Here is a 24,096-nt window from a genome sequence, read left to right on the forward strand (position 1 = left end):
TAGCAGAATGAATTTATTTTTGAACACACTAGGTCGAGTAGCGGCCATTGTTCTTACTCTAGGTGTAGTAGCGCCCCTAACTGGAATGGCTCAAACAGCTGCTCCAGCTGCGGCTGGCGACGAGCCCAAGCGTTATGAACTAGGAGGTATCACTGTTAGTGGTGCCCGCTACCTAGATACTAATACCCTAATTGGCTTAACCGGTCTCCGAGTAGGTGACCCTATTTCAGTGCCTGGCGAAGAAATAGGAAAGGCAATCCGTAAAGTATGGGAACAAGGGATACTGGGGGATGTAAGTGTTTCTATCACGCGCATCGATGGCAACCGTATTTTTCTTGATTTCAATCTCAAAGAGCGTCCTCGACTATCAAAATTTGAGTTTACAGGTATTGGTAAGAGTCAGGCAGATGATCTTAAAAACAAGATTAAGCTGATCCGAGGCAAAGTAGTGACAGATGCTCTGTTGAGTAATACGAGCACTCAGGTACGGAAGTTTTACACCAACAAGGGCTTCTTAGATGCCAAAGTAAACATCACGCAGGTTCCTGACTCTAGCTTGTCGAACAGCGTAGTGTTGAAAATCAATGTTGATAAAGGCGGCAAAAGCAAGATCCGGGAAATTGCCTTCGAAGGCAACGAAGCTTTTAAGGACAGCAAGCTGAAAGGTAAATTCAAGAAGACAAAGGAGAAGAAATTCCCCAAATTCTTGAATTCTGGAAAGTTTCAACGGGTAGAATTTGAGGCAGATAAAGAAAAACTTATCGAATTCTACAATTCGCAGGGCTACCGCGACGCAGTGGTAGTATCGGATTCACTTATTCGGAACGGGGAAAATTTAGCTTTACGCATCCGGTTGGATGAAGGCCCCAAATACTACTTCCGCAACATCACATGGGCTGGCAATTATCTGTACGATGACAAAACGCTTGCTTCGGTACTCGGTATCAAGGAAGGAAGCGTGTACAGTAAGGAAACGCTGGATAAGCGCCTCAATTATAACCCAACAGGCCAGGATATCACGTCGCTTTATATGAACGATGGGTACCTCTTCTTCTCTATCGATCCAGTAGAAACTAAAGTGGAAGGCGACTCTATTGATATCGAGATGCGCATCACAGAAGGGGTGCAAGCTCGAATCAAGGAGGTGAACATTGCAGGTAACACCAAGACTACTGACCACGTGTTACGTCGAGAGTTACGGACCCTGCCTGGTGATAAGTTCAACCGCGAGTTGCTTATCCGTTCACAGCGAGAAATATCCACTTTGGGTTATTTCGACCCCGAGAAAGTAGGCATTAATCCAGTGCCTAACCAGGCAGACGGCACAGTTGATATCAACTATACTGTAGTAGAAAAACCTTCCGACCAGATTACTCTCTCGGGTGGCTGGGGTGGTTATGCAGGTTTTATAGGTACAGTAGGCCTTGTGTTCAATAACTTCTCGTTGCGCAAAGCCAAGGACTTCCGCAACTGGACGCCAGTACCAGCTGGCGACGGACAGCGCATAGCACTGAACGTCCAAGCTAACGGTCTGCAATACCAAGCGTATTCGTTCTCGTTCACTGAGCCGTGGCTTGGTGGCCGCAAGCCTAATTCATTCTCTTTTAGTTTGAATAAAACCATTAGCCGTGGTTACGGTAGTAACAGCTTTGATATCAGTAATGGCGGCTATCTTAAAAGCAATAGTGCGTCTATTAGCTTAGGTCGACGCTTACGCTGGCCAGATGATTACTTTACACTGAGTAATTCATTATCTGCTACGCAGTATATAGTAAAGGATTATCCTTATTTTCAGAATTTTCGGAACGGAACCGCCACTAACATAACACTGAATACTACGCTGTCTCGCAACAGCATTGATAATCCTACATTCACAAGAAGAGGATCTTCATTATCGTTGAGTGTAAACTTGACACCCCCTTACTCAGTGTTTAAAACTGGCGCGCCTCTAAACACAAGTGAATGGGTTGAATTCCATAAATGGATGTTTGACGCGTCCTGGTTTACACCTATTGTAGGCAAGTTGGTACTTAATACGAGGGCGCACTTCGGATTTATTGGTACTTATAAAAGCAGCAACCAAATCGGACCTTTCGAACGGTTTAAGCTTGGTGGATCTGGTTTAGGGGCTGGTGGTAGCCAGAATTTCTTAGTTGGAACTGAATACATAGGCTTGCGTGGATATGCTGACCCTGGAGACCAAAATTCTATACCTACAGCGCGAACAGAACAAAACGGTGGTGCCGTTTATAATAAGTACGTGATGGAACTGCGTTATCCGGTATCATTGAACCCAGCCGCGACGGTCTATATTCTAAGCTTTGCGGAAGCGGGTAACGCCTTCGATAACTACACGAACTACAGCCCTTACAAACTGTACCGTTCCGCTGGTGTTGGAGCTCGTATTTTCATGTCGGCATTTGGTTTGCTAGGATTTGACTTCGGTCGAGCATTCGATGCAATTCCTCGTAGCGCGGGCAATGCAGGCACTGCTCAGGACCGCAATCAATTCCACTTCATCATTGGCCAGCAAATCCGCTAAGTGCAGGAGGCGCCGGTCGGCTTTATCACTTGCTGCTATGAAGAAAACGTTCGCTGCTCTGGCATCTTTGCTAGTGCTTTTGATTACTGTCGGCTCGGCTAGCGCCCAGAAGTTTGGGTACATAGATTCCGAGTTTATCATGGGTAAGATGCCAGAGTATGCGCAAGCTCAAACGGAGATAAACAACTTGTCGCAGAACTGGCAGAAGGATATTGAGGCTCAAAAAAAGGACCTCGATAAGTTGTACCGCACCTATCAAGCCGAGGAGGTTCTGCTAACGGAGCCTATGAAGAAGAAACGGCAAGACGAAATCCTGAAAAAAGAGCAGGATGTAAAAGCCTACCAGAACAAAATCTTTGGTTACGAAGGGCAACTGTTTAAAAAGCGTCAAGAGTTAACCAAGCCAGTACAGGATCGGGTGTTTGAGGCTGTTGAGAAAGTTGCTAAGAAAAAGCAGTTAGCTATCATTTTCGACAAGTCGGGGATCTAACTATGCTTTATACCAACCCAGTACACGACTATACGGAATTTGTATTGGAAGAATTGGGTTTAGCATCTGAGGATAAGAACCAAACTGCACAAAAAGGCAGTGTCAAGTCGGTATCCGTACCCAAGACGCCGGCTGGTGATGAGCCTCAAGCTGATGAAGACAAGGCTGGTGCCACTACACCAGCTACTCGGAAACCGGCCGCACGCCCGGCAAGCCGAAAGAATTAACTTTGCAACATAAACCTTCCTAGACGTTTCCCTTTTCAATGACCAGTATGAACATGTTCCGCGTTGTGTTGGCTGCGGCCGCCCTTACTCTTACGTCGGCTTCAGTTGCGTTAGCACAGGCTCCCACCACTGCTGCAGCGGCAACCCCAGCTCCGACGACCACTGCCCCAAGTGGTCCGCTGAAGATTGGCTACACGAGCGTGGAATACGTGCTAAGCCAGATGCCCGAGAGTCGGCAAATTGAAACTGATTTGAAAGCGTACAGCACGCAGTTGGAAAATCAGTTGAAGAGCAAGTATGCTGAATACCAGACTAAAGCTGAAGCTTATCAGAAAGGCGCTGCTACGATGACCGACGTAGTAAAAGCCGACAAGGAAAAGGAATTGACTACTATGCAGCAGTCCATTCAAGAGTTTCAGCGTTCTGCCGACCAAAACCTACAGCAAAAGCAGCAAACCTTACTGAAGCCTGCACTAGACAAACTGCAGAAAACTATTGACGCTGTATCGGTTGAAAACGGCTACACCTATGTATTAAACTCTGACGGTGCTAGCCCAGTATTGTTGCACGGCCCGAAAGAGGGGGATATTTCTGACCTCATCTTGAAGAAAATGGGTGTAACCCCAGGTGCTGCTCCAGTTGCTTCTGCTCCAAAGGCTGGTGTTACTGCTACTCCAACTTCAACATCTGCTGCATCTCCAAGCAAGACAAAAACTAAATCCAAAAAGTAACTCTTTAGAGCGTGCTTACCACTGTTTAAAAAAAGCCGGAGCTTTGCGCTTCGGCTTTTTTGTTTTTAGCCACTATACCTGAGATTTTGTATGACTCAGATCGACTCATCAGACGATGAACTGCTGCCTCTTACTCCGCCTGAAGATGACGAGGCAGAAATAGGAGATGAGCTTTACGAGCACCATCGCATAGTAGTAAGCCGTAAGCAGGATTTGCTGCGGCTTGATAAATATCTGTTGCGCCAACTGCCGCATACGTCCCGCACCAAGATACAGAATGCTATTCTGGCTGAGGCAGTACAAGTGAATGAGCGGCCGGTGAAGTCTAGCTACCGCATCAAGCCCGGCGACACGATCACAATTACCCTGCCCGAGCCACCCATTGATTATCGGGTGTTGCCTGAGCCAATGGACCTCGATATTCGCTACGAAGATGAGGCGCTATTGATGGTGAACAAGCCTGCCGGTATGGTAGTGCATCCGGCATACGGTAACTGGCATGGTACATTAGTAAATGGCCTGACGCATCATCTCAACAACCTGCCCACTGGCCGTAACGGCGAGATACGGCCTGGTCTCGTGCACCGGATCGACAAGGACACGTCGGGGCTGCTGGTTATCGGAAAGACTGAGTTTGCTATGACGCACCTCTCGCAGCAGTTTTTCTATCATACCATTGAGCGAACGTACTTGGCACTGGTTTGGGGCATACCCAAAGAAGCACAAGGCACAATACGTAGCAACATTGGACGCAGTGTAAAAGACCGAAAGGTACAAGCTGTGTATCCGCTCGATAGCGAGCAGGGCAAATCAGCTGTTACACACTACAAGGTACTGCGCACATTTGGGCATGTAGCCTTAGTGCAATGCAACCTCGAAACCGGCCGTACACACCAGATTCGGGTGCATATGAAGCACATTGGTCACCCGCTGTTCTCAGATGCTACTTATGGCGGAAATAAGGTGCTTTATGGGCAGCGTACGGGTGCGTACAAGGCTTTTGTAGATAAAGCATTTGAATTGATACCTCGTCAAGCCTTGCATGCAAAATCATTAGGCTTTGTCCATCCTGTAACAAGCGCTCAAATGCAGTTTGAGGTGGAACTCCCCGCAGACTTCGCAGCCGTGCTGGCTCATTGGGAGCAGTATGCCGAATAAACTTACCTTTTGATTCAACTTGGACCCCTGAATATAGTGGTGCATAAAAAAAGCCCGCAACCTAGGTTGCGGGCTTTTTCAGTGGTTGCAAAAGCTATTTCTTCTTTGGCGCTGCCTTAGTAGGCCGCATCGAATCAATTACTTTTTTAGCATTCGAATTGCTTGGGTCTAAGGCCAGTACTTGCTCGTAATAAGGAGCAGCAGTAGTCTTCTCGCCTTTAGCGTAGTAGTAGTAACCTAAGTACTCATTGGCTTCTGCTAGCCCCTCTTTGTTTTTAGCAGGGTCAGCTTTTGCTAATTCTACATACTTCTCGTAGTAAGGTTTCGCCAGACCCTGCTTGGAGTCGGGGTCCAAGAGGGAGTTGACCTTGGCACGCATCAAGTAACCCGGGGCGTATGTAGGACGGGCTGTCAAGATGATGTTGTACAGGCTGTCTGCTTGCGTGTATTGCTTGTTGCCTTGGAAAGCCGTAGCTAAGCGGAACTGGTCAGTCAGAGCAGGAGTAGGAGATGCTTTCATGATCTCCTTATAAGCGGCAATAGCTGCTGGGTAGTTCTTGCCTAGCATATAGCTCTGTGCCAACTCACCTTGCAGTTCAGCTGCTTTCTTAGGGTCTTTGGCAATAGCACTCTTGATCTGTGCTTCACCTTCCTGAGCACGGCCGTTTTTCGACAGGATCTTACCGTAGTAAACATAGTCTTCGGTAATAAGCTTATCAGCTGGCTGGAGCTTCATGTAGTTTTCCATAGCCGCTAACGCCTCTGGATACTTGGCATTCTCGAACAACGAATAAGCCAAGAGGCGGTTCATTGTTACATTCTTAGGGTCGCGAGCCAATACTTTCTCCACTTCGGCTTGAGCCTCTGGATACTTCTTGGTCAGGAACAAGAACGAAGCATACTTAGCATCCGTACCTGGCGACTTTTCAGCTACGCCCTGGTACTTCTGGAAGGTTGCTAACGCCTCATCGTACTTACCAGCGAAAAAGTAGGTCTCGGCCAATGCGTTGTAAGCAGGAGCATAGTTGGGATCCAGCTGAATTGCCTTTTCAAAAGAAGCACGAGCATCGTTGTAGTTACGTGCCCGAACGTTAAGTTCGCCTTTACGGAAGTTCGCCAAAGCGCTATTTGGATCAGCCAAAAGAGCACGCTCGTAGCTGTTCATTGCCTCGCCACCACCTTGTTCTGACTGTGCATAAATATCACCACGAGCAATCATCAGCTCGGGGTTGTCTTTGCCTTTGCTTAGCTTCTCAGCTTCTTGCACATATGACAAGGCCTTGGCGTTATCATTTTTGATGTTGGATTCACCGTAGGCTTGAGCAATCATAGCATAGACCTTGGGGTCTTTCTTCTTGCTAGCCTTTACAGCGTTATCAAACTGGATTTGGGCATCAGCAGGCTTGCCTTGTGCCAATGCTGCTCGTCCAGCCGCCACCATAGTCATGGGGTTTTTTGGATCGAGCGGAACTTTGCTGAAATAAAAAGCAGCCGAGTCAGGCATCTCGCGCTTTTGGTAAAGGCGACCTAATTCGTACAAAGCTTCAGGAGACTGACCTTGCTTTAAGAGCGCGGCCCGGGCTTCGCTGTAACGCTCTAATTCAATAGCTTTCTGAGGAGTCTGAGCGAAAGCGGCAGAGCCGGAAACCGACAAGGCAACGAGGAACGAGATATTCCAGGGCTTGAAGTTCATGGGTAATGGGTTTAGTGGAAAAGAGGTGTGTTTAAGTGAAAAGACCAGACTTACTTTTTCGAAGTATTCACGATTCGGGTTTGTCCGGTGGCAGGCATCAAACCTGATTTCAAAACAATCAGTTGTCCCTTAGTTCCTGCTATGAAGGATGCAAAACCGGTGCCAAGCCCCGCTCTGCCTTCACGGCTGATAATATAAACTTCGCGGCGCAAAGGATACTTTTTTAGCGCCAAGTATGCCTGAAAAGGCTGGTAATAGTCGTCAACCGACTTAGGGTTGGCTTCTGAGCTGATACTTGCTATCCGTACCCGTTTTAAAAAACGCTGTACGGCAGCATCATCCCGGTCGCTAATCCAGTTGGCTCCAACTATGCCAATAGCGTTTGGATGAGTTGCAACGTAATCTAGTAGCGCTGGGTTCGATTTTGCCGCAAACACCCGCTTAGACAAGGGAGCTCCTCGCGTAATCGAGTCTTGTACGTAACGAGTTGTACTAGACCGGTTGGCATCAAAAACTACATCAATCGGGCCTAATTTGCTTTTGCCACTGACCTGCTTCCAATCGGCTTGTTGCCCAGAGAAGATGGCACTAAGCTGCGCCATAGTCAGCAGCGAGTCCGGATTAGATGGATGCAAGATAATAGCTAAGCCATCTGTAGCAATGTGCGTAGTACGTGGGATAAGCTTTTGCTTTTCCAATACGCTTTTTTCGTTGTCATTGAGCTGTCGAGCTAGCACTACAGCTCGCACCTTATCAGTTAAGATATCCTGCGCTACGTAGTCTTCAGGCTTGTAAGCAGCCGTTACGTGAGCATACACATATAACTGCTGAAATGTATCGATGTGCGACTTTAGGATTGGCGCAAACGTTTCATCTACACTGATGTTGATCCGACCAGTGGTAGAAGTATCATCATCGGGACCAGCATTGTCTGGATTCCGGTTGCAGGCTGTCATCAGGAGCAAACCGCAAAGGGTTGCGCCAACTGAAAAAAGACGTGAGAAAAAAGAAAGTCTATTCATGTTGAGAAGCAGAGCCGCGGAAGTATTGCTGGTAAGTACGGACAAATCTAATAATTCCGTAGAATACCAATATACCTCCTAAGATACGCCGGTTTGACTGAGATAGGTTCAATGCCGTTAGAGGAGCTAGCCAAAAATATATTCCTAGGCCAATATAGGTGAGTGTCATGAACAGAAAGAAATAGCGCATCATGCTTTTCGAGCCAGTTCGAGCACTCAAACGTTCTTCGGTGGTGAGGCGGTTTGTCATAAAGTTGGTGGCAGCAACTAAAGAAAAATGTGTACAGTGTATTAACACAAAGTTCTTGGCCTCAGGTTCGCCAAAACGCAACCAAGACTATGTTATTGCTACAAGAAAGGCGGAAAAGCACTTGATTTCACATAAATCAAGTGCTTTTCCGCCTTTCTGAATTGTAGTATTTGCTTAACTAACTAGACTTTAGCGTCTTATAGAATAGGCTAAACCAATTATTCGTAGCGGAAAGTAATGGGCATTGTATAGCGTACTGATACAGCGTGCTTATTCTGCTGGCCGGGTTTCCAGGCCGGCATATTCCTCACTACGCGTGCAGCTTCCTCATCGGTGCCGTATCCTAGGCCTTTCAGCACCTGCACATCTGCCACGGAGCCATCAGCCATTACAGTGAAAGAAATGTAAACCTTGCCTTCTATGTTGTTGCGCAAAGCCAACGAAGGGTACCGGAGGTTTTTCTGCATGTAGCGTTGTAACGCTTCCTGTCCACCTAAGAACTCAGGCATTATCTCCGCCGTCAGGAAAATGGTAGGAGCAGGGGGAGCCTTCGTTGTACTTCCAGCTGTATCACTACCAGCCGGACCAGCAGTTGTAGAGGTTCCGCCTTCGTTGCCAATCACTCCAGGATCAGCATCAATGGCAAGATCCGGTGTCATTATTGTAGGCTCAACAGGCTTTACATCAGGTTTTACTAAGTTATCATCTACTACTTTTGGCGCTGTTGTAGCTGGTGGGCGAACAATAGGTGCTACGGGCTTTACGCGACCTCCTGCTGGCTCTGGTTTAACAATAGTAGGGGAGGTAATATATCAATGATTTGAGTTAGATCAGGCGTAGGAGCCACTGCTTCTATAAGCGTAGGAAATAACCATTCTTTCACGAAAGGCGAAGCCACTAATAATAAGGTCAACGAAACAGCAATGGCTAGGGCTCTAACTAAATGACGTTCGTAGAGCTGGCGAAGCACATAGGCTCCGTATAATTTGTTTCGGCCCTCAAAGACGATGTCATTGAGTGTTGCGGTGCTTAGGTCGGGCATGGTCATGGAAGATATAAGTTAAGGTGAAACGGATACATATTTTATATTACCCAAACCTGGCTATCTCCACTCAACCTACATGCGCTACCGCCTGGCTTTCAAATTCATAACGAGGCGTATATTTATCATAGTATGCAAGCAGCTAAATATTTTATAATAAATTTTTATCTGCTTTTAAGCTACCGCTTGCTCCTGCGTAAGACAATTCTTCTTGATAGTGAATAGAAGCATAAGGATGTAAGGCAGCCTGTTGCTTAGCAGAATAGCACAAACAAAAAACCCGCTTTCAGCCAAGGCCAAAAGCGGGTTTTTGTTTGTGCATCAGAATAAACTGATAACCTCTCTAAACTTACTTGATAGCGAAAGTTACAGGCACTGTGTAAGATACACTTACTGCCCGACCGTTTTGCTTACCAGGAGAGAACTTAGGAAGTTTCTTAACCGAAGCAACTGCTGATTCGTCGCAGCCACCACCGATACCTTTTTGAACCTTCACATCTGTTACTGCACCGTCTGGGCCTACCACAAAAGAGATGAAGACTTTGCCTTCAATCTGGTTACGGAGAGCCAGCGCTGGATAAGTAGCGCCTTTCTGGATAGCGGCTAGCAAAGCTTCTTGTCCACCAGGGAATACGGGCATCTGTTCCACGTACTGATAAACCTTCTGCTCTACTACTTCCTCTACCACCTTGGTACCTTCACCTTCTAAACCATTTAGGTCCATTGGGTTGTCGGTATTGCCTTCCACAGTTTTGGCAGCAACCACTTTATCCTCCAGTTCCTTCTGATCTGGAATCTCTTCTACCTTTTTCACTTCCTCGTCCTTCTTTACAACGGGAGGAGTGAACTTAATGGTAGAGAGTTTCGGCGGTGGTGGTGGTGGCGCCTCTGGTGGCGGCGGGGGTGGTGGTGGTTTCGTTTCGTCCAATGGAGGAGCATCCATCAGAACGTTCTCCTTCAACATCTTGTCGTCCTCTACCACAGTCTCGTCGCGGAACAACCGCGCAATCAGCGGGAAGCTCACGAGTAAGGCAAAGACGGCAATGGCGATGAGAAGGGCGCGGGTGACGTGCTTGGAATACAAGCGCCGCAACACATAGGCTCCGTAGGCTTTGTTACGGCCTTCGAAAACAATATCGTTGAGGGAAGCCCGCCCTAGTTGGGTGTTATCCATCATAGCCCAGATTTTTTAATTAAATCTTCATCTGCTTTTGACACGTCTACCAACGCATATTTAGTCTGGTTGGTTATGTTCATCTCGTCCAAGATGTCCACCATGTTCTTATAGTTAGACTTGTCATCAGGCTTGATCAGAATTACCGTCTTCGGGTTTTTCCGCTGCCGCGCCAACAACACTTTCCGGATACCGTCAGCTGAATAATCGGAAACCTTTAGTTCTGGCTTCACATTCTCATCCAGCAGACCCTCATAGTAGTACAACTTGTCTTTTTCGCCCATCACGATAGTGAAGGCATCTGAAGCTTTCAGTACTGTCTGCTCCTCGGGGTTCTTTTCTTTAACCGGCATCGTGAGCTGCATCACGTTCGGCTTATTGAACGAGGCGGTTAGGATGAAGAAGGTTAAAAGCAGGAAGGCCAAGTCCACCATAGGGGTCATGTCGATACGAGTCGACATTTTCTTGGCCCGCTTCTTTCCACCTTTTCCACCCCCGCCGGAGTTCTGTTGTATTTCTGCCATGGCTTAGCGGGAATTAGCGTGACACCACCGGCTTGTTCTCCAGGTCGGTGATAAGGTTGAAACGGTTAATGTTCTTATCCTGCAGAATCTGGATGACCTTTTTCACTGTCGCCACGTCGGCATTGTTATCTCCTTTGATAGCAATGAACGTTGGTTTGCCAATAGCTTCCTGGTTGGCTTTCCGAGCTTCCATCACCCAATCAATCATTTGGTTGTTGAGTGAATCAATCGGAATACCACCCTGATTAACTTTTTTGCGCTGCTCGGTGCTCATGCTAAGCAAAGAGCCTAGCTGCTGCACTGGTACGCCAAAAGAGTTCAAGTTGCCAAAGTTTTTCTTCTGCTTCTCGTTGAAGGAAACACCGTACTTAGCAGCGATTTTGTCGAGCAATAAGCCTTTCGCTTTGTCGCTTTCAAAACCGAAGAAAACACGCTTGTCTTTATCGACGAGCAAACGGATGATGTTGCTTTCCGGCAGCTTGATTTCCGAAGTAGAAGAGGGGGTATCAACTACCACCACTTCCTCGGCAGCAAACTTGGTGGTGAGCATGAAAAACGTCACCAGCAGGAAGGCCAAATCCACCATTGGAGTCATGTCCAGCGAAGGATTGGTTCTATGGGGCTTTACTTTAGGCATGTGCTGGATAGTTTAAGAATATTCAGAAAACGAAACTTGTAGCTCCTTATTGCGTGAACCGCAACTTAGGCCGTGTAAGTTTCCTTTTCGCCGTGCTGCGAAGCGAAAGTCTGAATAATGCTGAAGCCAGCTTCGTCGATGCTATAGGTCAGCTCGTCAATTTTGCTAGTGAAGAAGTTGTAGGCAATGATAGCCAGAGCTGAACCAGCAATACCGATAGCCGTGTTGATCAGAGCTTCCGAAATACCTTCTGCCAGTGCTACGGCGTCAGGGCTACCAGCTTGAGCAAGTGCCGAGAAGGCCTTGATCATACCGAATACTGTACCGAGCAGACCTACCAGCGTTGATACTGAGGCAATGGTCGAGATGATAACCAAGTTCTTTTCCAGCATAGGCAATTCCAAAGCAGTCGACTCTTCGATTTCCTTTTGAATAGCCAATACCTTTTGGTCTTTGTCTAAGCCGCGCTCACGCGCCATTTCTTGGTACTTCAGCAAGCCCGACTTCACTACGTTAGCCACAGAGCCTTTCTGCTGGTCGCAAGTAGCGATAGCGCCCGTGATGTCATTCACGTTCAGTTTCTGACGGATAGTGCGCACGAAGCTTTCGATGCTCTTGCTGCCTTTAGCTTTGCTGATGGTCAAGAAACGCTCGATTGAGAACGTAATTACCAACAGGAAAAGCGACATCAGAATAGGTACGATAGGGCCGCCTTTGTATACAATGCCCAGGTAGTTGCCAGGCAATGCAGCGTTAGCATTATTACCACCTACGAAGTTACCTCCGTTGCCCAATACAAAGATGTAAATGACGATGCTAACAATGATTGCCAGCGGAATAACGATGGCGGCAAACGCGGAACCGCCTTTGGCCTCACCTGGTGCGGCGGCAGGAGCGGCAGGCCGCACGTTCTTGTTTGTGGCATTCTTTTGTTCCATTGTTCCGGAGTGTTAAGGGAGTTGGTGGTGAAAGGTAAACTGGTGTTGAAAGGGGTAAATGAACGAAAGGAAGACGTTAAGACAGCAGCGGCCCCGCTCACCTGCATGTTTGTAGTATGCCAAAAGCATTAAACATGGGTTTAATTGTGTGCGGAGCCCCTACCTGAATCAGTCGATCCTTGGCAAACCTAAGTAAAAACCTCAGTGCCGCCAAATGAAATCGGGGTTTAAACGCCCTAAAACCAATCAAGACTTAAAAAAAGCTACTTTTTGTTTGCTGGTGAAGTAGAAATCAAGTTAGATTTTTTTGCCTGTTCCCAATATACATCCATCTGGGTTAAACTCAGGTCTTGCAATCGGTGACCGTCTCTGGCAGCCTCTGACTCAAGATATTGGAATCGATAAATAAATTTTTGATTAGTGCGTTCGAGGGCTTCTTCAGGGTTAATGCCAGCATGGCGGGCAAAGTTGATAAGCGAAAATAATAAGTCGCCAAATTCAGCGGTTGCCCGCTCCTGATTGATTGAAGATGGATCGGTATGAGCGAATTCAGCTTCAAACTCTCCTAGTTCCTCTTGCACTTTATTCCAGACTTGATCAGATTTTTCCCAATCAAATCCTGCACCGCGCGCTTTTTCTTGAATGCGCATAGCCTTCACAAGAGCGGGTAGTGAAGTAGGTACGCCACCAAGTACTGACGTGTTGCCTTTTTCTTTCAGTTTTAATTGCTCCCAATTACGCTTCACGTCGTCCTCGGTATCAGCTTGAGCGTCGCCGTAGATGTGAGGATGGCGGAAAATAAGCTTTTCACATTGCGCATTTAGCACATCAGCTACATCAAAATGACCTGTTTCCGAAGCAATTTTGGCGTAGAAAATTAAATGCAAAAAGACGTCACCAAGCTCTTTCTTTACATCATTTAGGTCGTCGCGAATAATGGCATCGCTCAATTCATAGGTTTCCTCGATAGTGAGGTGGCGCAGAGTCTGCAGGGTTTGTTTACGGTCCCAAGGGCACTCAGCACGCAAGCGCTCCAAAACGTCGAGTAAGCGGCCAAAAGCGGCTAATTGAGCCGGACGGCGGTTGGGGGAGTTATATTCCATATACTCAAAGATACAATTCTCACTTGCATGGCACTATTGCGCTGTAGCACTCTCGAGTAGACAACATGCAACATTTTTACGTGTAATAGAAACGCGAATAGTAGCTCTACGGTAGCGAAAGCAGGGGCGTTTGTCTACTTTTGCGCACCTATTTAAAGAATCAGCCTGTGGCACTCATAAAATCAATTTCTGGTATTCGAGGTACTATTGGCGGGGCAGCGGGCGAAGGCCTTACCCCCTCGACGTAGTAAAGTATACGGCGGCCTTTGGAACATGGGTACTTGATACAACGCAGAACAACACCATCGTAATTGGGCGTGACGCGCGTATTTCCGGGGAGATGATAAGCAAATTGGTGGCCGCCACCTTACAGGGATTAGGCATCAATGTAATTGATTTGGGGCTGAGCACAACGCCCACTGTTGAAATGGCTGTTCCGGCCAAAAGAGCCGGCGGCGGCATCATTTTAACAGCTTCGCACAATCCGAAGCAGTGGAATGCACTCAAATTACTCAATAGCTCCGGTGAGTTTATCTCGGATGCGGACGGGCAGCAGGTATTAGCGCTTGGTGATTCTGAGGCCTTCACTTTTGCGCCCGTGATGAAGCTCGGGCAGTATAGCATCGACGAAACCTTCTTGCAAGAACATATTGACGCCATCTTGCAGTTGCCTTTGGTAGACGCCGAGGCAATTAAGGCGAAGAGTTTTCGAGTGGTGGTTGATGCCGTAAATTCAACGGGTGGCTTTGCTGTGCCTATGCTGTTGAACGCGCTAGGCGTCGAGATTATCGAAAAATTGTTTTGTGAGCCTACCGGTGACTTTGCGCACAATCCTGAGCCACTGCCGGAAAACTTGCGTGAAATTGCCAAGAAGATAGAAAAAGGCTCATTCGACCTCGGCATTGTGGTAGACCCTGATGTGGACCGGTTGGCCCTCGTGAACGAAGACGGCACCATGTTCGGAGAGGAATACACCTTGGTAGCGGTAGCCGATTACGTTTTGCAGCAGAACGGTGGCGGCAATACAGTGAGCAACCTCAGTAGCACCCGCGCCTTGCGCGACGTAGCCGAAAAGCACGGAGGTAGCTATGCGGCTGCCGCGGTAGGAGAGGTGAATGTGGTAACCAAGATGAAGGAAACTAACGCCATCATTGGTGGGGAAGGCAACGGGGCATTATCTACCCTGAGCTGCATTACGGCCGCGACTCTTTGGTTGGCATCGCGCTGTTCTTGAGCCATCTTGCAAAAAGCGGCCTCACGATGACACGCTTACGGGCCAGCTACCCAAACTACTACATCTCGAAAAACAAGATCGAGCTGACTCCAGAAATCAACACCGATACGGTGCTAGAGCAAATGGAGAAGCGTTACGCCAAGCATCCCGTCAATACTATCGACGGCGTGAAGATCGAGTTTGATAAGGAGTGGGTGCACCTGCGTAAATCGAATACCGAACCCATTATTCGGATATATGCCGAGTCGGAATCCAATGCCACAGCCGACCACTTAGCAAATAAGATAATTGCCGACATCAAAGAAATTATTAATCGATAAGGTAAAACCTGTTTTCGATAGGGTGTTTGTTAGTAATTGGTATAGATCATTAGGTAAATAGCAAAAGCACCATTTAGTGGGATTTGACTTTGCGCTAGGATTCCGGCTACCCCGCCGGAATCCTTTATTTTTGCAGTTAATTCTTTCTTTTCATCAAGCTGTTGAATCGCATGACTGTGTATTTCGATAACGCCGCCACTACCCCCTGGACCCTGAAGTGCTAGATGCCATGCTGCCTTTTATGCGCGAGCATTTCGGTAACCCAAGCAGTATTCATGGCCACGGACGACAGGTGCGCGCCGCTATCGAAAATGCCCGCAAGACCATTGCGCACCTTATCAACGCTGCTCCCGCTGAAATTAGCTTTACTTCGGGCGGTACCGAGGCCGATAACTATGCCGCTTTTGGTAGTGTCCGGGCGCTTGGCCTTAAGCACGCCATTACGTCGCCGCTAGAGCACCACGCAGTGCTGCATACTCTGCAGGCTCTGGAAAAATCTGGCGAAATCAAGTTGAGCTACGTGCGGCACGACGAGCAAGGGCGCTTCGATTTAGAGCACTTAGAGCAACTATTAGCTGCGCACCCCCGCACCTTCGTGAGCTTGATGCATGCGAACAATGAAATCGGCAACCTAAACGACATCGAGGCGATAGGCACTATCTGTGCGCAACACGACGCCGTGTTTCATACCGATACGGTGCAAACGATGGGGCATTATCGGCATGATGTGCAGAAGCTGAAAAACCACTTTCTTGTTGGTTCAGCGCACAAGTTTCACGGACCAAAAGGAGTTGGCTTCCTGTATCGCCGTTCGGGGCTGCCGGTTGATGCCTTGATTCATGGAGGCTCGCAAGAGCGTAACCAGCGTGCGGGCACCGAAAACGTGTATGGAATTGTTGGTCTGGCCAAGGCGCTGGAAATTGCTTACCGGGATATGGCCGAGCATCAGCGGCATATTCAGGGCTTGAAAGACCAATTCATAACTAGGCTGCGACGCGAAGTTGAAGGGGTAGATTTCAATGGTACCTCGGCAGAGGCCGATAAAAGTTTGTACACGGTGCTAAACGTTAGCTTGCCGCCTTCCGAATTGAATGAGATGTTGCTTTTCAACTTAGACATCAACCGTGTTTCGGTGTCGGGAGGCTCGGCGTGTACTAGCGGAGCTAATGCTGGTTCTCATGTGCTCACGGCCCTAGGGTGTGACCCAAATCGGGGCGCTATTCGCTTCTCCATGAGCAAGTACAACACCTCGGAAGAAGTGGACTATGCTGTAGAGCAACTGGCAAAAATGTATCGCAAAGTACCTGCGTAAAACAGTTTGCCTTCTGCTTTAGCACCAGAGAGCGAAGCTGTTACCGGCAACCAGTACCCAAGCCCTTAGCCTACCGAGGTTGAGGGCTTGCTTGTTTCAGGTGCTTCATGTAGTCCGTTTGAACGCTGCGCGAGTGTGGCTACACCGCCGCTGGAACGAGTACGATACGCGCACGGTCGTGCATCACCCTGGCTCACATCTAACCGCCGAGCAACTGAAAGCTGGCTATAATTGGGCATATCAGGAGTTCTACTTTTGGGCCAACATCACCTGGGCTAGTCTAGCCCACGATTCCGTGAAGCATCAAATCAGGCACTTTGCTTATGCTGGCGGCTGGAAACGCTTCGAGCCACTCTGGAACTTCATGATTAAGACGCGGCAGCTAAACTCGATGTGGCCGTGGCTAGAGGTGATTCTCGCTAAGGTACAGGGCAAGCGTCCCGTAGACACGCCCACGCCAGCGGACGTTATTCCGCTGCCTATTAACTTCATAGCGCATCAGGGGCGGCGAATAGTGCAGCTAATAAGTGCCTTCCGCGCCACCGCCACCAGAACGACCGCCTCCAAACTCAAAGCCTGCCTCTGCGGGTTGAGGCACATTGGCAGTCTGAGCGACAATTAGGGATTCAAGATTGATTTTGCGCGTATCGTCCTCGTCGTCGGCAGCAGTGGTAAGGCCGTGGCGAGGCGTGCGTAAGTAACGCGTCGCCCCTATCATGCTGGCGATAAGCACTGCGCCAGCCAGCGTGGCTGCTATTTCCGCGGGGAGTACCGAATAGTAGTGCCGGAACGTGAACACCGAAAAGGCGACAAGCAATATGCCCACCAGCAACCAGATCCGGTCATGCCGCCGCAAGCCGACTACTAGGTAGGCTATCGGAATGCCCGCTGTGAGAAAGTAAAATAGCCACGCAAACGGCACCTGAGTTGACAAGCCAGTATCGCTCAGTAAAGCATTGCCTTCGCGCACCACCCAGTAGTTGCCACCCAAATAGAAAGTCACTAACGATAGCACTTTCAGTGCCTGAAGGCAAGGCTTGTAGTACAAGTAGTCGGGTCGTTGGGCCAGTTTCTTAACTAAAAAGTAAGCAGCTGCCGATGCCAGCATCACCACAAACGGCAAGAGTAGCCGGCCAATCGGGAACCGCAACAGGACACTAGCCAGCAGCAACAGATACGTAGCATAAGCCGCAGCTGCCACCAACCGGTCGGCATAGCGGACGGTAGCGGCTAGCAGTACAGGTAGCGTTAGCAGTAAGAGGGTATTTGTATTCGGGCTAGTGAGTGAGCTGCTTGCACGGTAGCCTATCGGTGCTAGTTCGTAGATGATGTACGCCAGCAAGAACACAGTCCAGCTAAGTATATAATAGAGAATAGCATTGTCGATACCTGAGTGGTAGAGGTGTGAATCTTTGATGGCAAACTCCAACAACACCAAGCCTCCCGCAATGGTCAATACCGCAATGGTAACTAACATCACCTCTTCGGTGCCGGAATGAAAGCCACCGGAAAAAAGCAGGGCCATAAAGCCAGAAGCCGCCGACAACCCGATAATAGTGAAGATGAATAAGGTAATGCGCAGAAAAATATTAGGTCGGTAGTAGTCAAGAGGATGAGCGGCTACTATAGCTGCGAGTTGCAAGCTTGAAAGCAACCCCCGTTTCTGCCAACGAGTAGCAGCTGCGCGTACGGCCTCACGATGCGCCCAATTAGGGTTATAGGCTTTCCAATTCATGAGTTGATGCGCAAGATTTTCTTGATATTCAGGAAGAACACAAGCACTCCAAAACAGGATAGCAAGAAATATAGTGAGAGCAACAAGCCTTCGTCATGCGAAGTGCTTCGGTCAACAAACCGGATAAATAAATAGGTGACGACGATGTAGCTGTACACAGCGCTCAGCAAGACGAACAGGTAGGAATGTGCGCGCCGTGCGTACCAAACCAAAAAACCGCTCATCACTAAAATCAAAGCAGCGGCAGCAAACGGGGAAAGCCAGCTATTAGGATAAACTTCCAGCAAGGAAGCGGTAGCCGCTAGCAGCGCCAGATTGCTGCCCAACGAGATATAAGTGAAGCTGAAATGCCGCTTTCGATTCTGATATTCCGACCATAGCCCTACGACGAGTAGCACCACACCCAAGCCCAGTGCTGCGCCGCTCAGACTACGAAAGTGGTTGTCGGTGAAGGCGGAAAGCGGCGCCACCGATACGCCCAACCAAGAGGCCAGCGCCGTGATGGCCATAGAAAGCACGCCGCGGTGGTCGAAGAGGTAAGCCACCCAGAAGAACAGCACTGCCGGCACAAAAACCGCTAGTCCGTAGCGGGTCCCGAAGATGCCATACTGATACTGCACGTAGCCCTCCAAGCTCAAAAACAAAAGGCAGCCTAGCAGAAGCACGTAGTCGGGCACAAAACCTTTGCGCGGCACCTCAGCCCAAGTGAAGGGGACACGGTAGCGTTCAGCATAGCCGAAACACGCCGCTGTTAGCAGCGTTATGATGGCCACTATTACCCCGTGCCCAATTTCGTCGATATGTTGGTAGAGCAGAATTCCGAGGCCACCCGTTAGCAGCACAATGCCTAAGTATAGCAACGTGCGCACTTCATAGTGTACTGAAAAAGGGCGCGTCTGCTCGTCTTTCCGAATAGTGGCCGCCTGTTCGGGGGCAACTAATCCTTGAGCTTGCAACTCATTGAGGAACTGGTCGGGCGACATGTGGTAGAAGTATATAAGTGCCTTAATATAAAACGAAACATACCAACTTCACTGGATTCCGTATTATGCCACTGTCCCGGTTGCCACTAACGGCGACTGGCTATGTAGGACGAGTTCGTATGGCCGATATCAACATTCAGCGGAAAAAGTCTTCTCCCAGCCCCTGGCTGCTTATACTACTAGCGTTGCTGGTACTAGGTGCCATAGCGTGGTTTCTGTTGCGTAAGGATGCAAGCGAGCAAGCTCCGGCTGCGTCGCCCGAAACCACCACGCCCGCTACTGGTGCTACCGACCCTGCCGCGGGCCTTTCTGCCGCCGATAGCATGATGCTGGAAGCTCCTACCGCCACGCCAGAAGCATTAGCGGCCGCCGCCCAGCGCGACCCCGCCAGCCCTGATTATGCCCGTAATGGCTTGCGCGTACTCAGCGGAGTGCTAGTAGATCTAGCCGACCGCGCCGACCTGCGCGACGCAGCCGTGGGTGAGAAACGCGACGTGCTAACCAGCGCCACCGCGCGCCTCGACGATACTACGGCCAGTTTGCGTCCCGGCTTTGTTGCCGCCACGGGCCTGATGCAAGCCATGCAGCAAAAAGCGTATCCTACCTTAGAACCGGCCGTAGGTGATTTATTAGATCGGGCCGCGCAGCTATCGGGGCGCAGCAACACGCCCGAGGAGCAGCAGCAACTGCGCGAGTTTTTCACCCGGGCCACCGACGTGGTGCGTACGCTAAGTGAGCCCAGTAAGTAGTTCTTGATTATTTCGTTAGCAAAAGCAAATTCTGTGGAACCTACTCCTATTCCTTCTGCCCAAGGCATGCACCTGCGCCGTCTGCGCGACTTAACCGAGTTTGAAGTGGCCGACGGCAGCCCGGACATACGCGGCTGGTCGGTACGCGGTGGTGATGGCAAGAAATTCGGCGACGTGGCAGAGCTTATTGTGGAAGAAGCGGCGTTAAAAGTCCGTTACCTCGATGTGGAGCTTGATACCAACTTGCAAGTCAATGAACACGAGCGCCACATTTTGATTCCAGTAGGCGTAGCGGCGCTTGATGAGGAAGGCGACAACGTGTTCGTGCCTTCCCTCACGCTGGATTCCGTGCTCGACTATCCGCCTTACGAGGAGTTTCATATCTCCCGCGAGTACGAAGAAGCCATGCTTCACGCCCTAAAGTTGCCCCTGCCCGAACACAGCACTAGTAGCTTCTACGAACAACCCTCTTTCGATGAGCAGACCTTCTACCAGAACCGCCGTTCGCCGAAGCTGCTAGACAGTTTCCGCCGCCGAGACCGGCAGGAGTAGAAAGCAAGCAAAAAGAAGAGTCCCTGGTTCTAGCTGCGCACATAATGCCAGCAAAACCAGGGACTCTTCTTTTTCTTGCTTTAGTAAACTAGTTCTGGTGAATCATGTCTACTACGGCCTTCACCCACGTAGGATGAGTGTTCAGGGAAGGCACCAGTTGCCAATGGTCTCCACCGGCTTCCTCAAACAGTTCTTTGAATTCTTCGCCCACTTCGATAGTGGTTTCCAAGCAGTCGGCTACGAAGGCAGGGCTGAAAGCCAGTACATTCTTAATGCCTTTGGAGGGGAAAGGCTTTAGAATTTCATCGGTGTACGGTTGCAACCACGGGTCGCGCAAGCGGCTTTGCAAGCGGCTTTGGAAGGATACCGTGTACTGATCCGGCGTGATGCCGAGCCCATCGGCTATCAGGCGCGAGGTTTCGAAGCACTGCGCGCGGTAGCAGTAGCGGTTATTCTTATTATAGCTGTTGCAGCAGTTGCCCAGCTTGCAGTAGCCGTTGTGGCTGCCTTTCAATACGTGGCGTTCCGGAATGCCGTGGTAGCTAAACACGATGTGGTCGTAGTTGCGCTTGGCCATTTCCTGCTTGCCCAAGTCCACGATGGTAGCAATGAAGCCCGGGTCGTTGGCAAAAGTGCTGATAAAGGAAATGCTAGGTACCACCCACCATTTGCTTACCAGCTCCATCACCTTCTCTTGAACCGAGCCAGTGCTAGCGGCAGCATACTGCGGAAACAACGGCAACACGATAATGCGCTCCACAGCTGCCTCGCGCAACTCGTTCAAGGCTTTCTCGATGCTCGGGTTTTGATAACGCATGCCGAAAGCCACCAAGTAATCCTTGCCAAGTTGCTCTTGTACCAGCTTCTGTAGGTCGAGGCCATGGAAGAGGAGAGGAGAGCCCCGGTCGGTCCAGAGTTGCTGATAGATTTTGGCCGATTTGGGCGCACGCAGAGGTACTACCAAGCCCTGAAAAAGCGGATAACGAATAGCCGCCGGCATATCTACTACGCGGCCATCCGTCAGAAATTCGTTGAGGTAACGCCGTACATCACCGGTTTGGGGCGAGTCGGGGGTACCAAGGTTTACAAGCAGGACGCCAATGCGGCCTTTGGTGGAAGCGGGCATAAAAAACGATAAGTCGTTGACTGTAGCGCGAAGCTTTCGCTGTACATCCGGTTAAGCCTGGCAAAGTTCGTATAACCAAAGGTGCAGTGCTAGCTCCGTGCTACAGCTTACGACAAATATCCTTCACGCAATGTTTCATCGCCTGCTGACTGACCCGCCGGAAAGTCGTACCTTTGCAGGCCAATTTCCAGATCCTGAAGTGAATACCGAACCTACTCCCCACCGCGCTGGCTTTGTGAGCATTATCGGCAAGCCCAACGTCGGCAAGTCCACGCTCATGAACGCCCTGATGGGCGAACGGCTTAGCATTGTCACGAGCAAAGCGCAAACCACGCGCCACCGCATTTTGGGCATCCTCAACGGGGAGGATTTTCAACTGGTGTATTCCGACACGCCCGGCATCATTCAGCCCAAATACGAGCTGCACAACGCTATGATGTCGTTTGTGTATTCCTCTCTGGAGGATGCCGACGTCATCCTGTTCGTGACTGATATCTACGAAAAGCACGACGAGGAGCCCGTGGTAGAGCGGCTGCGTAAGATGCAGGACACCCCGATTTTGCTGCTCGTCAACAAAATCGACCAGGCTGACCAGGCCGAAGTCGAAGCCAAAGTAGACTATTGGCAGCAACAGCTTCCCAACGCCGCGCGGGTGTTGCCCATATCGGCGCTGGAAAAGTTTGGCACCGGTGAATTGTTGGATCTGATTCTTGGTTATCTGCCAGTCCATCCTCCTTACTATCCCAAAGACGAGCTAACCGACAAACCCGAGCGGTTTTTCGCGGCCGAGATGATCCGGGAGAAAATCTTTAAGCTCTACAAAAAAGAGGTGCCCTACAGCTGTGAGGTGGGCATCGAGGAGTTCAAAGAAGACGAAGATATCATTCGGATGCGCTCCGTTATCTACGTGGAGCGGGCCAGCCAAAAAGGTATCATCATCGGGCAGGGCGGTGCTGCTTTGAAAAAAGTAGGTACTTGGGCCCGCGAGGAAATGGAGAAGTTTTTCCAGAAAAAAGTGTTCCTAGAAATCTACGTCAAGGTAGACGAAAACTGGCGCACTGACCCCAAAGCCCTAAGCCGTTTTGGTTATCAATAAGGTATAACTGAACGGCTATGCTTTGAAAAGCTTAGCATGGCGTTCGTTCGATAGAAAGCATTCCGACCTTCTTCAATTTAACTACTCCGGGCACTGCCGAACATGGTCGGGCCGGCGGCTGGAGTCAGACCAATGAAAAACACAATTGCTATTGTGGGGCGCCCCAATGTGGGCAAATCCACCCTTTTTAACCGCCTCGTTGGCCAGCGCAAGGCCATCATGGACGACGAAAGCGGCGTTACCCGTGACCGACACTACGGCTACGGCGAGTGGATCGGGAAATACTACACCGTTATTGATACGGGTGGTTACGTCCACAACTCCGACGACATTTTCGAAGGCGAAATCAACAAGCAAGTAAAGCTGGCTATCGACGAAGCCGATGTGGTGCTATTCATGGTAGATGCCATGGCCGGCGTGCATGGCCTAGACGAAGAGTTTGCCAACGTTCTGCGCCGCTATCAGGGCAAGAAGCCTATCTACATCGTTGCCAACAAAGCCGACACCAACGCGCGTATTCACTCTTCGGGCGAATTCTATGCCTTGGGTGTAGGCGACGGCGAAATATTCCCGGTTTCCTCGGCTAGTGGCTCGGGCACCGGCGATTTGCTGGACGCCGTAGTAAGCCACTTCGAGGACGAAGGCGTAGAAGACCCCGACCTCGGCATTCCAAAAATTGCTGTAGTAGGCCGTCCCAACGTGGGCAAGTCGAGCTTCGTGAACCTGTTGCTCGGTACCGACCGCAGCATCGTGACGGATATTGCGGGCACCACCCGGGACTCTATTCAGGCACGCTACAACGCCTTCGGCAACGAGTTCATCTTGGTGGATACGGCTGGTTTGCGTCGCAAATCGAAGGTGCACGAAGATGTGGAATTCTACTCGGTGCTGCGCTCTATCCGGGCACTAGAGGAGGCCGATATTTGCGTGGTAATGCTCGATGCCACTCGCGGTATTGAAGCACAAGATGTGAATATCATTGGCCTAGCCGATAAGAACCGGAAAGGCATCGTGATTCTGGTGAACAAGTGGGACTTGATTGAAAACAAGGAAACGAATACGGCCAAGGAATTCGAAGAGAAGATCTACGAGAAAATTGCGCCTATTTCGTATCCGCCCATCATTTTCACTTCGGTGCTCACCAAGCAGCGGGTGCACAAAGCCATTGAAACGGCCATTGATGTGTACCACAACAAGCGCCGCAAAATCCCGACTTCACAGCTTAACGAAGTGATGCTGAAGGAAATCGAGAACTATCCGCCCCAGCTACCAAGGGCAAGATGGTGCGCATCAAGTACGTCACGCAGCTTCCGACGCACAATCCGGTATTTGCGTTCTTCTGCAACCTGCCGCAGTACGTTCGGGAGAGCTACACGCGCTACCTCGAAAACCGTCTGCGCGAGAACTTTAACTTCACGGGGGTGCCAATTGGCATCATATTCCGGAAGAAATAAGTGG

Annotated in this window: 21 protein-coding genes and 3 pseudogenes; 12 read left to right on the top strand and 12 right to left on the bottom strand. The window is 49.7% G+C overall.

Annotated features, from left to right (window positions below; genetic code table 11):
* Positions 1 to 7 precede the first annotated feature (7 nt).
* The 5 genes from bamA (at position 8) to MUN86_RS02020 (ending at position 5,148) form a co-directional block, all read left to right on the top strand.
* Positions 8 to 2,542, top strand: coding sequence for an outer membrane protein assembly factor BamA (gene bamA, locus MUN86_RS02000; protein ID WP_245121114.1), 2,535 nt, complete (start codon positions 8 to 10; stop codon positions 2,540 to 2,542).
* A gap of 37 nt (positions 2,543 to 2,579) precedes the next feature.
* Entirely contained in the window at positions 2,580 to 3,032 is a 453-nt protein-coding gene (locus MUN86_RS02005) for an OmpH/Skp family outer membrane protein (RefSeq protein ID WP_245121116.1), read from the top strand.
* A gap of 2 nt (positions 3,033 to 3,034) precedes the next feature.
* Positions 3,035 to 3,259, top strand: coding sequence for a hypothetical protein (locus tag MUN86_RS02010; protein WP_245121117.1), 225 nt, complete (start codon positions 3,035 to 3,037; stop codon positions 3,257 to 3,259).
* A 47-nt stretch (positions 3,260 to 3,306) separates the two neighbouring features.
* Entirely contained in the window at positions 3,307 to 3,990 is a 684-nt protein-coding gene (locus MUN86_RS02015; protein ID WP_245121119.1) for an OmpH/Skp family outer membrane protein, read from the top strand.
* Between the two features lie 90 nt (positions 3,991 to 4,080).
* The gene (locus MUN86_RS02020; protein ID WP_245121121.1) at positions 4,081 to 5,148 is read left to right on the top strand and encodes an RluA family pseudouridine synthase; all 1,068 of its coding nucleotides are present in this window, start codon (positions 4,081 to 4,083) and stop codon (positions 5,146 to 5,148) included.
* Between the two features lie 94 nt (positions 5,149 to 5,242).
* On the opposite strand, the gene MUN86_RS02025 is transcribed toward MUN86_RS02020, so the two are convergent.
* From MUN86_RS02025 to mazG, 9 genes are all read right to left on the bottom strand, one after another.
* Positions 5,243 to 6,841, bottom strand: a complete 1,599-nt coding sequence (locus MUN86_RS02025) for a tetratricopeptide repeat protein (protein ID WP_245121123.1) — start codon at positions 6,839 to 6,841, stop codon at positions 5,243 to 5,245.
* A gap of 50 nt (positions 6,842 to 6,891) precedes the next feature.
* Complete coding sequence (locus tag MUN86_RS02030) at positions 6,892 to 7,863, bottom strand: PstS family phosphate ABC transporter substrate-binding protein (protein WP_245121125.1); 972 nt, start codon at positions 7,861 to 7,863, stop codon at positions 6,892 to 6,894.
* Positions 7,864 to 8,331: 468 nt separating this feature from the next.
* The gene (locus MUN86_RS02035) at positions 8,332 to 8,772 is read right to left on the bottom strand and encodes an energy transducer TonB (RefSeq protein ID WP_245121127.1); all 441 of its coding nucleotides are present in this window, start codon (positions 8,770 to 8,772) and stop codon (positions 8,332 to 8,334) included.
* 101 nt (positions 8,773 to 8,873) lie between these two features.
* Positions 8,874 to 9,161, bottom strand: coding sequence for a hypothetical protein (locus MUN86_RS02040; RefSeq protein WP_245121129.1), 288 nt, complete (start codon positions 9,159 to 9,161; stop codon positions 8,874 to 8,876).
* A gap of 343 nt (positions 9,162 to 9,504) precedes the next feature.
* Positions 9,505 to 10,332 (bottom strand): energy transducer TonB, encoded by an 828-nt coding sequence (locus MUN86_RS02045; protein ID WP_245121131.1) that lies wholly within the window; start codon positions 10,330 to 10,332, stop codon positions 9,505 to 9,507.
* Positions 10,329 to 10,853: an ExbD/TolR family protein gene (locus MUN86_RS02050; protein WP_245121133.1), complete on the bottom strand. Its 525-nt coding sequence runs from the start codon at positions 10,851 to 10,853 to the stop codon at positions 10,329 to 10,331. Before MUN86_RS02050 ends, MUN86_RS02045 begins: the two co-directional genes overlap by 4 nt.
* 13 nt (positions 10,854 to 10,866) lie before the next feature.
* Positions 10,867 to 11,490 carry an ExbD/TolR family protein gene (locus MUN86_RS02055; RefSeq protein WP_245121135.1) on the bottom strand — a complete coding sequence of 208 codons (624 nt, stop codon included), beginning with the start codon at positions 11,488 to 11,490 and terminating at the stop codon, positions 10,867 to 10,869.
* A gap of 65 nt (positions 11,491 to 11,555) precedes the next feature.
* The gene (locus MUN86_RS02060; RefSeq protein WP_245121137.1) at positions 11,556 to 12,428 is read right to left on the bottom strand and encodes a MotA/TolQ/ExbB proton channel family protein; all 873 of its coding nucleotides are present in this window, start codon (positions 12,426 to 12,428) and stop codon (positions 11,556 to 11,558) included.
* Between the two features lie 263 nt (positions 12,429 to 12,691).
* Complete coding sequence (gene mazG, locus MUN86_RS02065) at positions 12,692 to 13,531, bottom strand: nucleoside triphosphate pyrophosphohydrolase (RefSeq protein ID WP_245121139.1); 840 nt, start codon at positions 13,529 to 13,531, stop codon at positions 12,692 to 12,694.
* 167 nt (positions 13,532 to 13,698) lie between these two features.
* Between mazG and glmM the strand changes: the two are divergent.
* From glmM to MUN86_RS02080, 3 genes and pseudogenes are all read left to right on the top strand, one after another.
* A pseudogene (gene glmM / locus MUN86_RS02070) lies at positions 13,699 to 15,085 on the top strand (phosphoglucosamine mutase).
* Positions 15,086 to 15,255: 170 nt separating this feature from the next.
* Positions 15,256 to 16,397: pseudogene (locus tag MUN86_RS02075) on the top strand (cysteine desulfurase family protein).
* Between the two features lie 118 nt (positions 16,398 to 16,515).
* Positions 16,516 to 17,019 carry a hypothetical protein gene (locus MUN86_RS02080; RefSeq protein WP_245121141.1) on the top strand — a complete coding sequence of 168 codons (504 nt, stop codon included), beginning with the start codon at positions 16,516 to 16,518 and terminating at the stop codon, positions 17,017 to 17,019.
* Here MUN86_RS02080 and MUN86_RS02085 read toward each other — a convergent pair.
* Together MUN86_RS02085 and MUN86_RS02090 are read right to left on the bottom strand one after the other, a co-directional pair.
* A complete protein-coding gene (locus tag MUN86_RS02085) occupies positions 16,918 to 18,132 on the bottom strand; it encodes a hypothetical protein (RefSeq protein ID WP_245121143.1) in 1,215 nt (404 codons plus the stop codon). The two genes, MUN86_RS02080 and MUN86_RS02085, sit on opposite strands and share 102 nt — an antisense overlap.
* Positions 18,129 to 19,115, bottom strand: coding sequence for a DUF2157 domain-containing protein (locus MUN86_RS02090; protein ID WP_245121145.1), 987 nt, complete (start codon positions 19,113 to 19,115; stop codon positions 18,129 to 18,131). Before MUN86_RS02090 ends, MUN86_RS02085 begins: the two co-directional genes overlap by 4 nt.
* 65 nt (positions 19,116 to 19,180) lie before the next feature.
* Here MUN86_RS02090 and MUN86_RS02095 point away from each other — a divergent pair, with 65 nt between their 5' ends.
* Both MUN86_RS02095 and MUN86_RS02100 read left to right on the top strand, forming a co-directional pair.
* Positions 19,181 to 19,864 carry a hypothetical protein gene (locus MUN86_RS02095; protein WP_245121147.1) on the top strand — a complete coding sequence of 228 codons (684 nt, stop codon included), beginning with the start codon at positions 19,181 to 19,183 and terminating at the stop codon, positions 19,862 to 19,864.
* A 33-nt stretch (positions 19,865 to 19,897) separates the two neighbouring features.
* Positions 19,898 to 20,416: a PRC-barrel domain-containing protein gene (locus MUN86_RS02100; protein ID WP_245121149.1), complete on the top strand. Its 519-nt coding sequence runs from the start codon at positions 19,898 to 19,900 to the stop codon at positions 20,414 to 20,416.
* 88 nt (positions 20,417 to 20,504) lie between these two features.
* Here the strand turns inward: MUN86_RS02100 and hemH are convergent, their stop codons facing one another.
* Entirely contained in the window at positions 20,505 to 21,542 is a 1,038-nt protein-coding gene (gene hemH, locus MUN86_RS02105; protein WP_245121151.1) for a ferrochelatase, read from the bottom strand.
* 199 nt (positions 21,543 to 21,741) lie between these two features.
* On the opposite strand from hemH, the gene era reads away from it, so the two are divergent.
* Positions 21,742 to 22,638 (top strand): GTPase Era, encoded by an 897-nt coding sequence (gene era, locus MUN86_RS02110; RefSeq protein ID WP_245125569.1) that lies wholly within the window; start codon positions 21,742 to 21,744, stop codon positions 22,636 to 22,638.
* 132 nt (positions 22,639 to 22,770) lie between these two features.
* Positions 22,771 to 24,092 (top strand): annotated as a pseudogene (der, locus tag MUN86_RS02115) (ribosome biogenesis GTPase Der).
* The last annotated feature ends 4 nt before the right edge of the window (positions 24,093 to 24,096 follow it).

The organism is Hymenobacter volaticus, assembly GCF_022921055.1.
Taxonomy (GTDB): Bacteria; Bacteroidota; Bacteroidia; order Cytophagales; family Hymenobacteraceae; genus Hymenobacter; species Hymenobacter volaticus.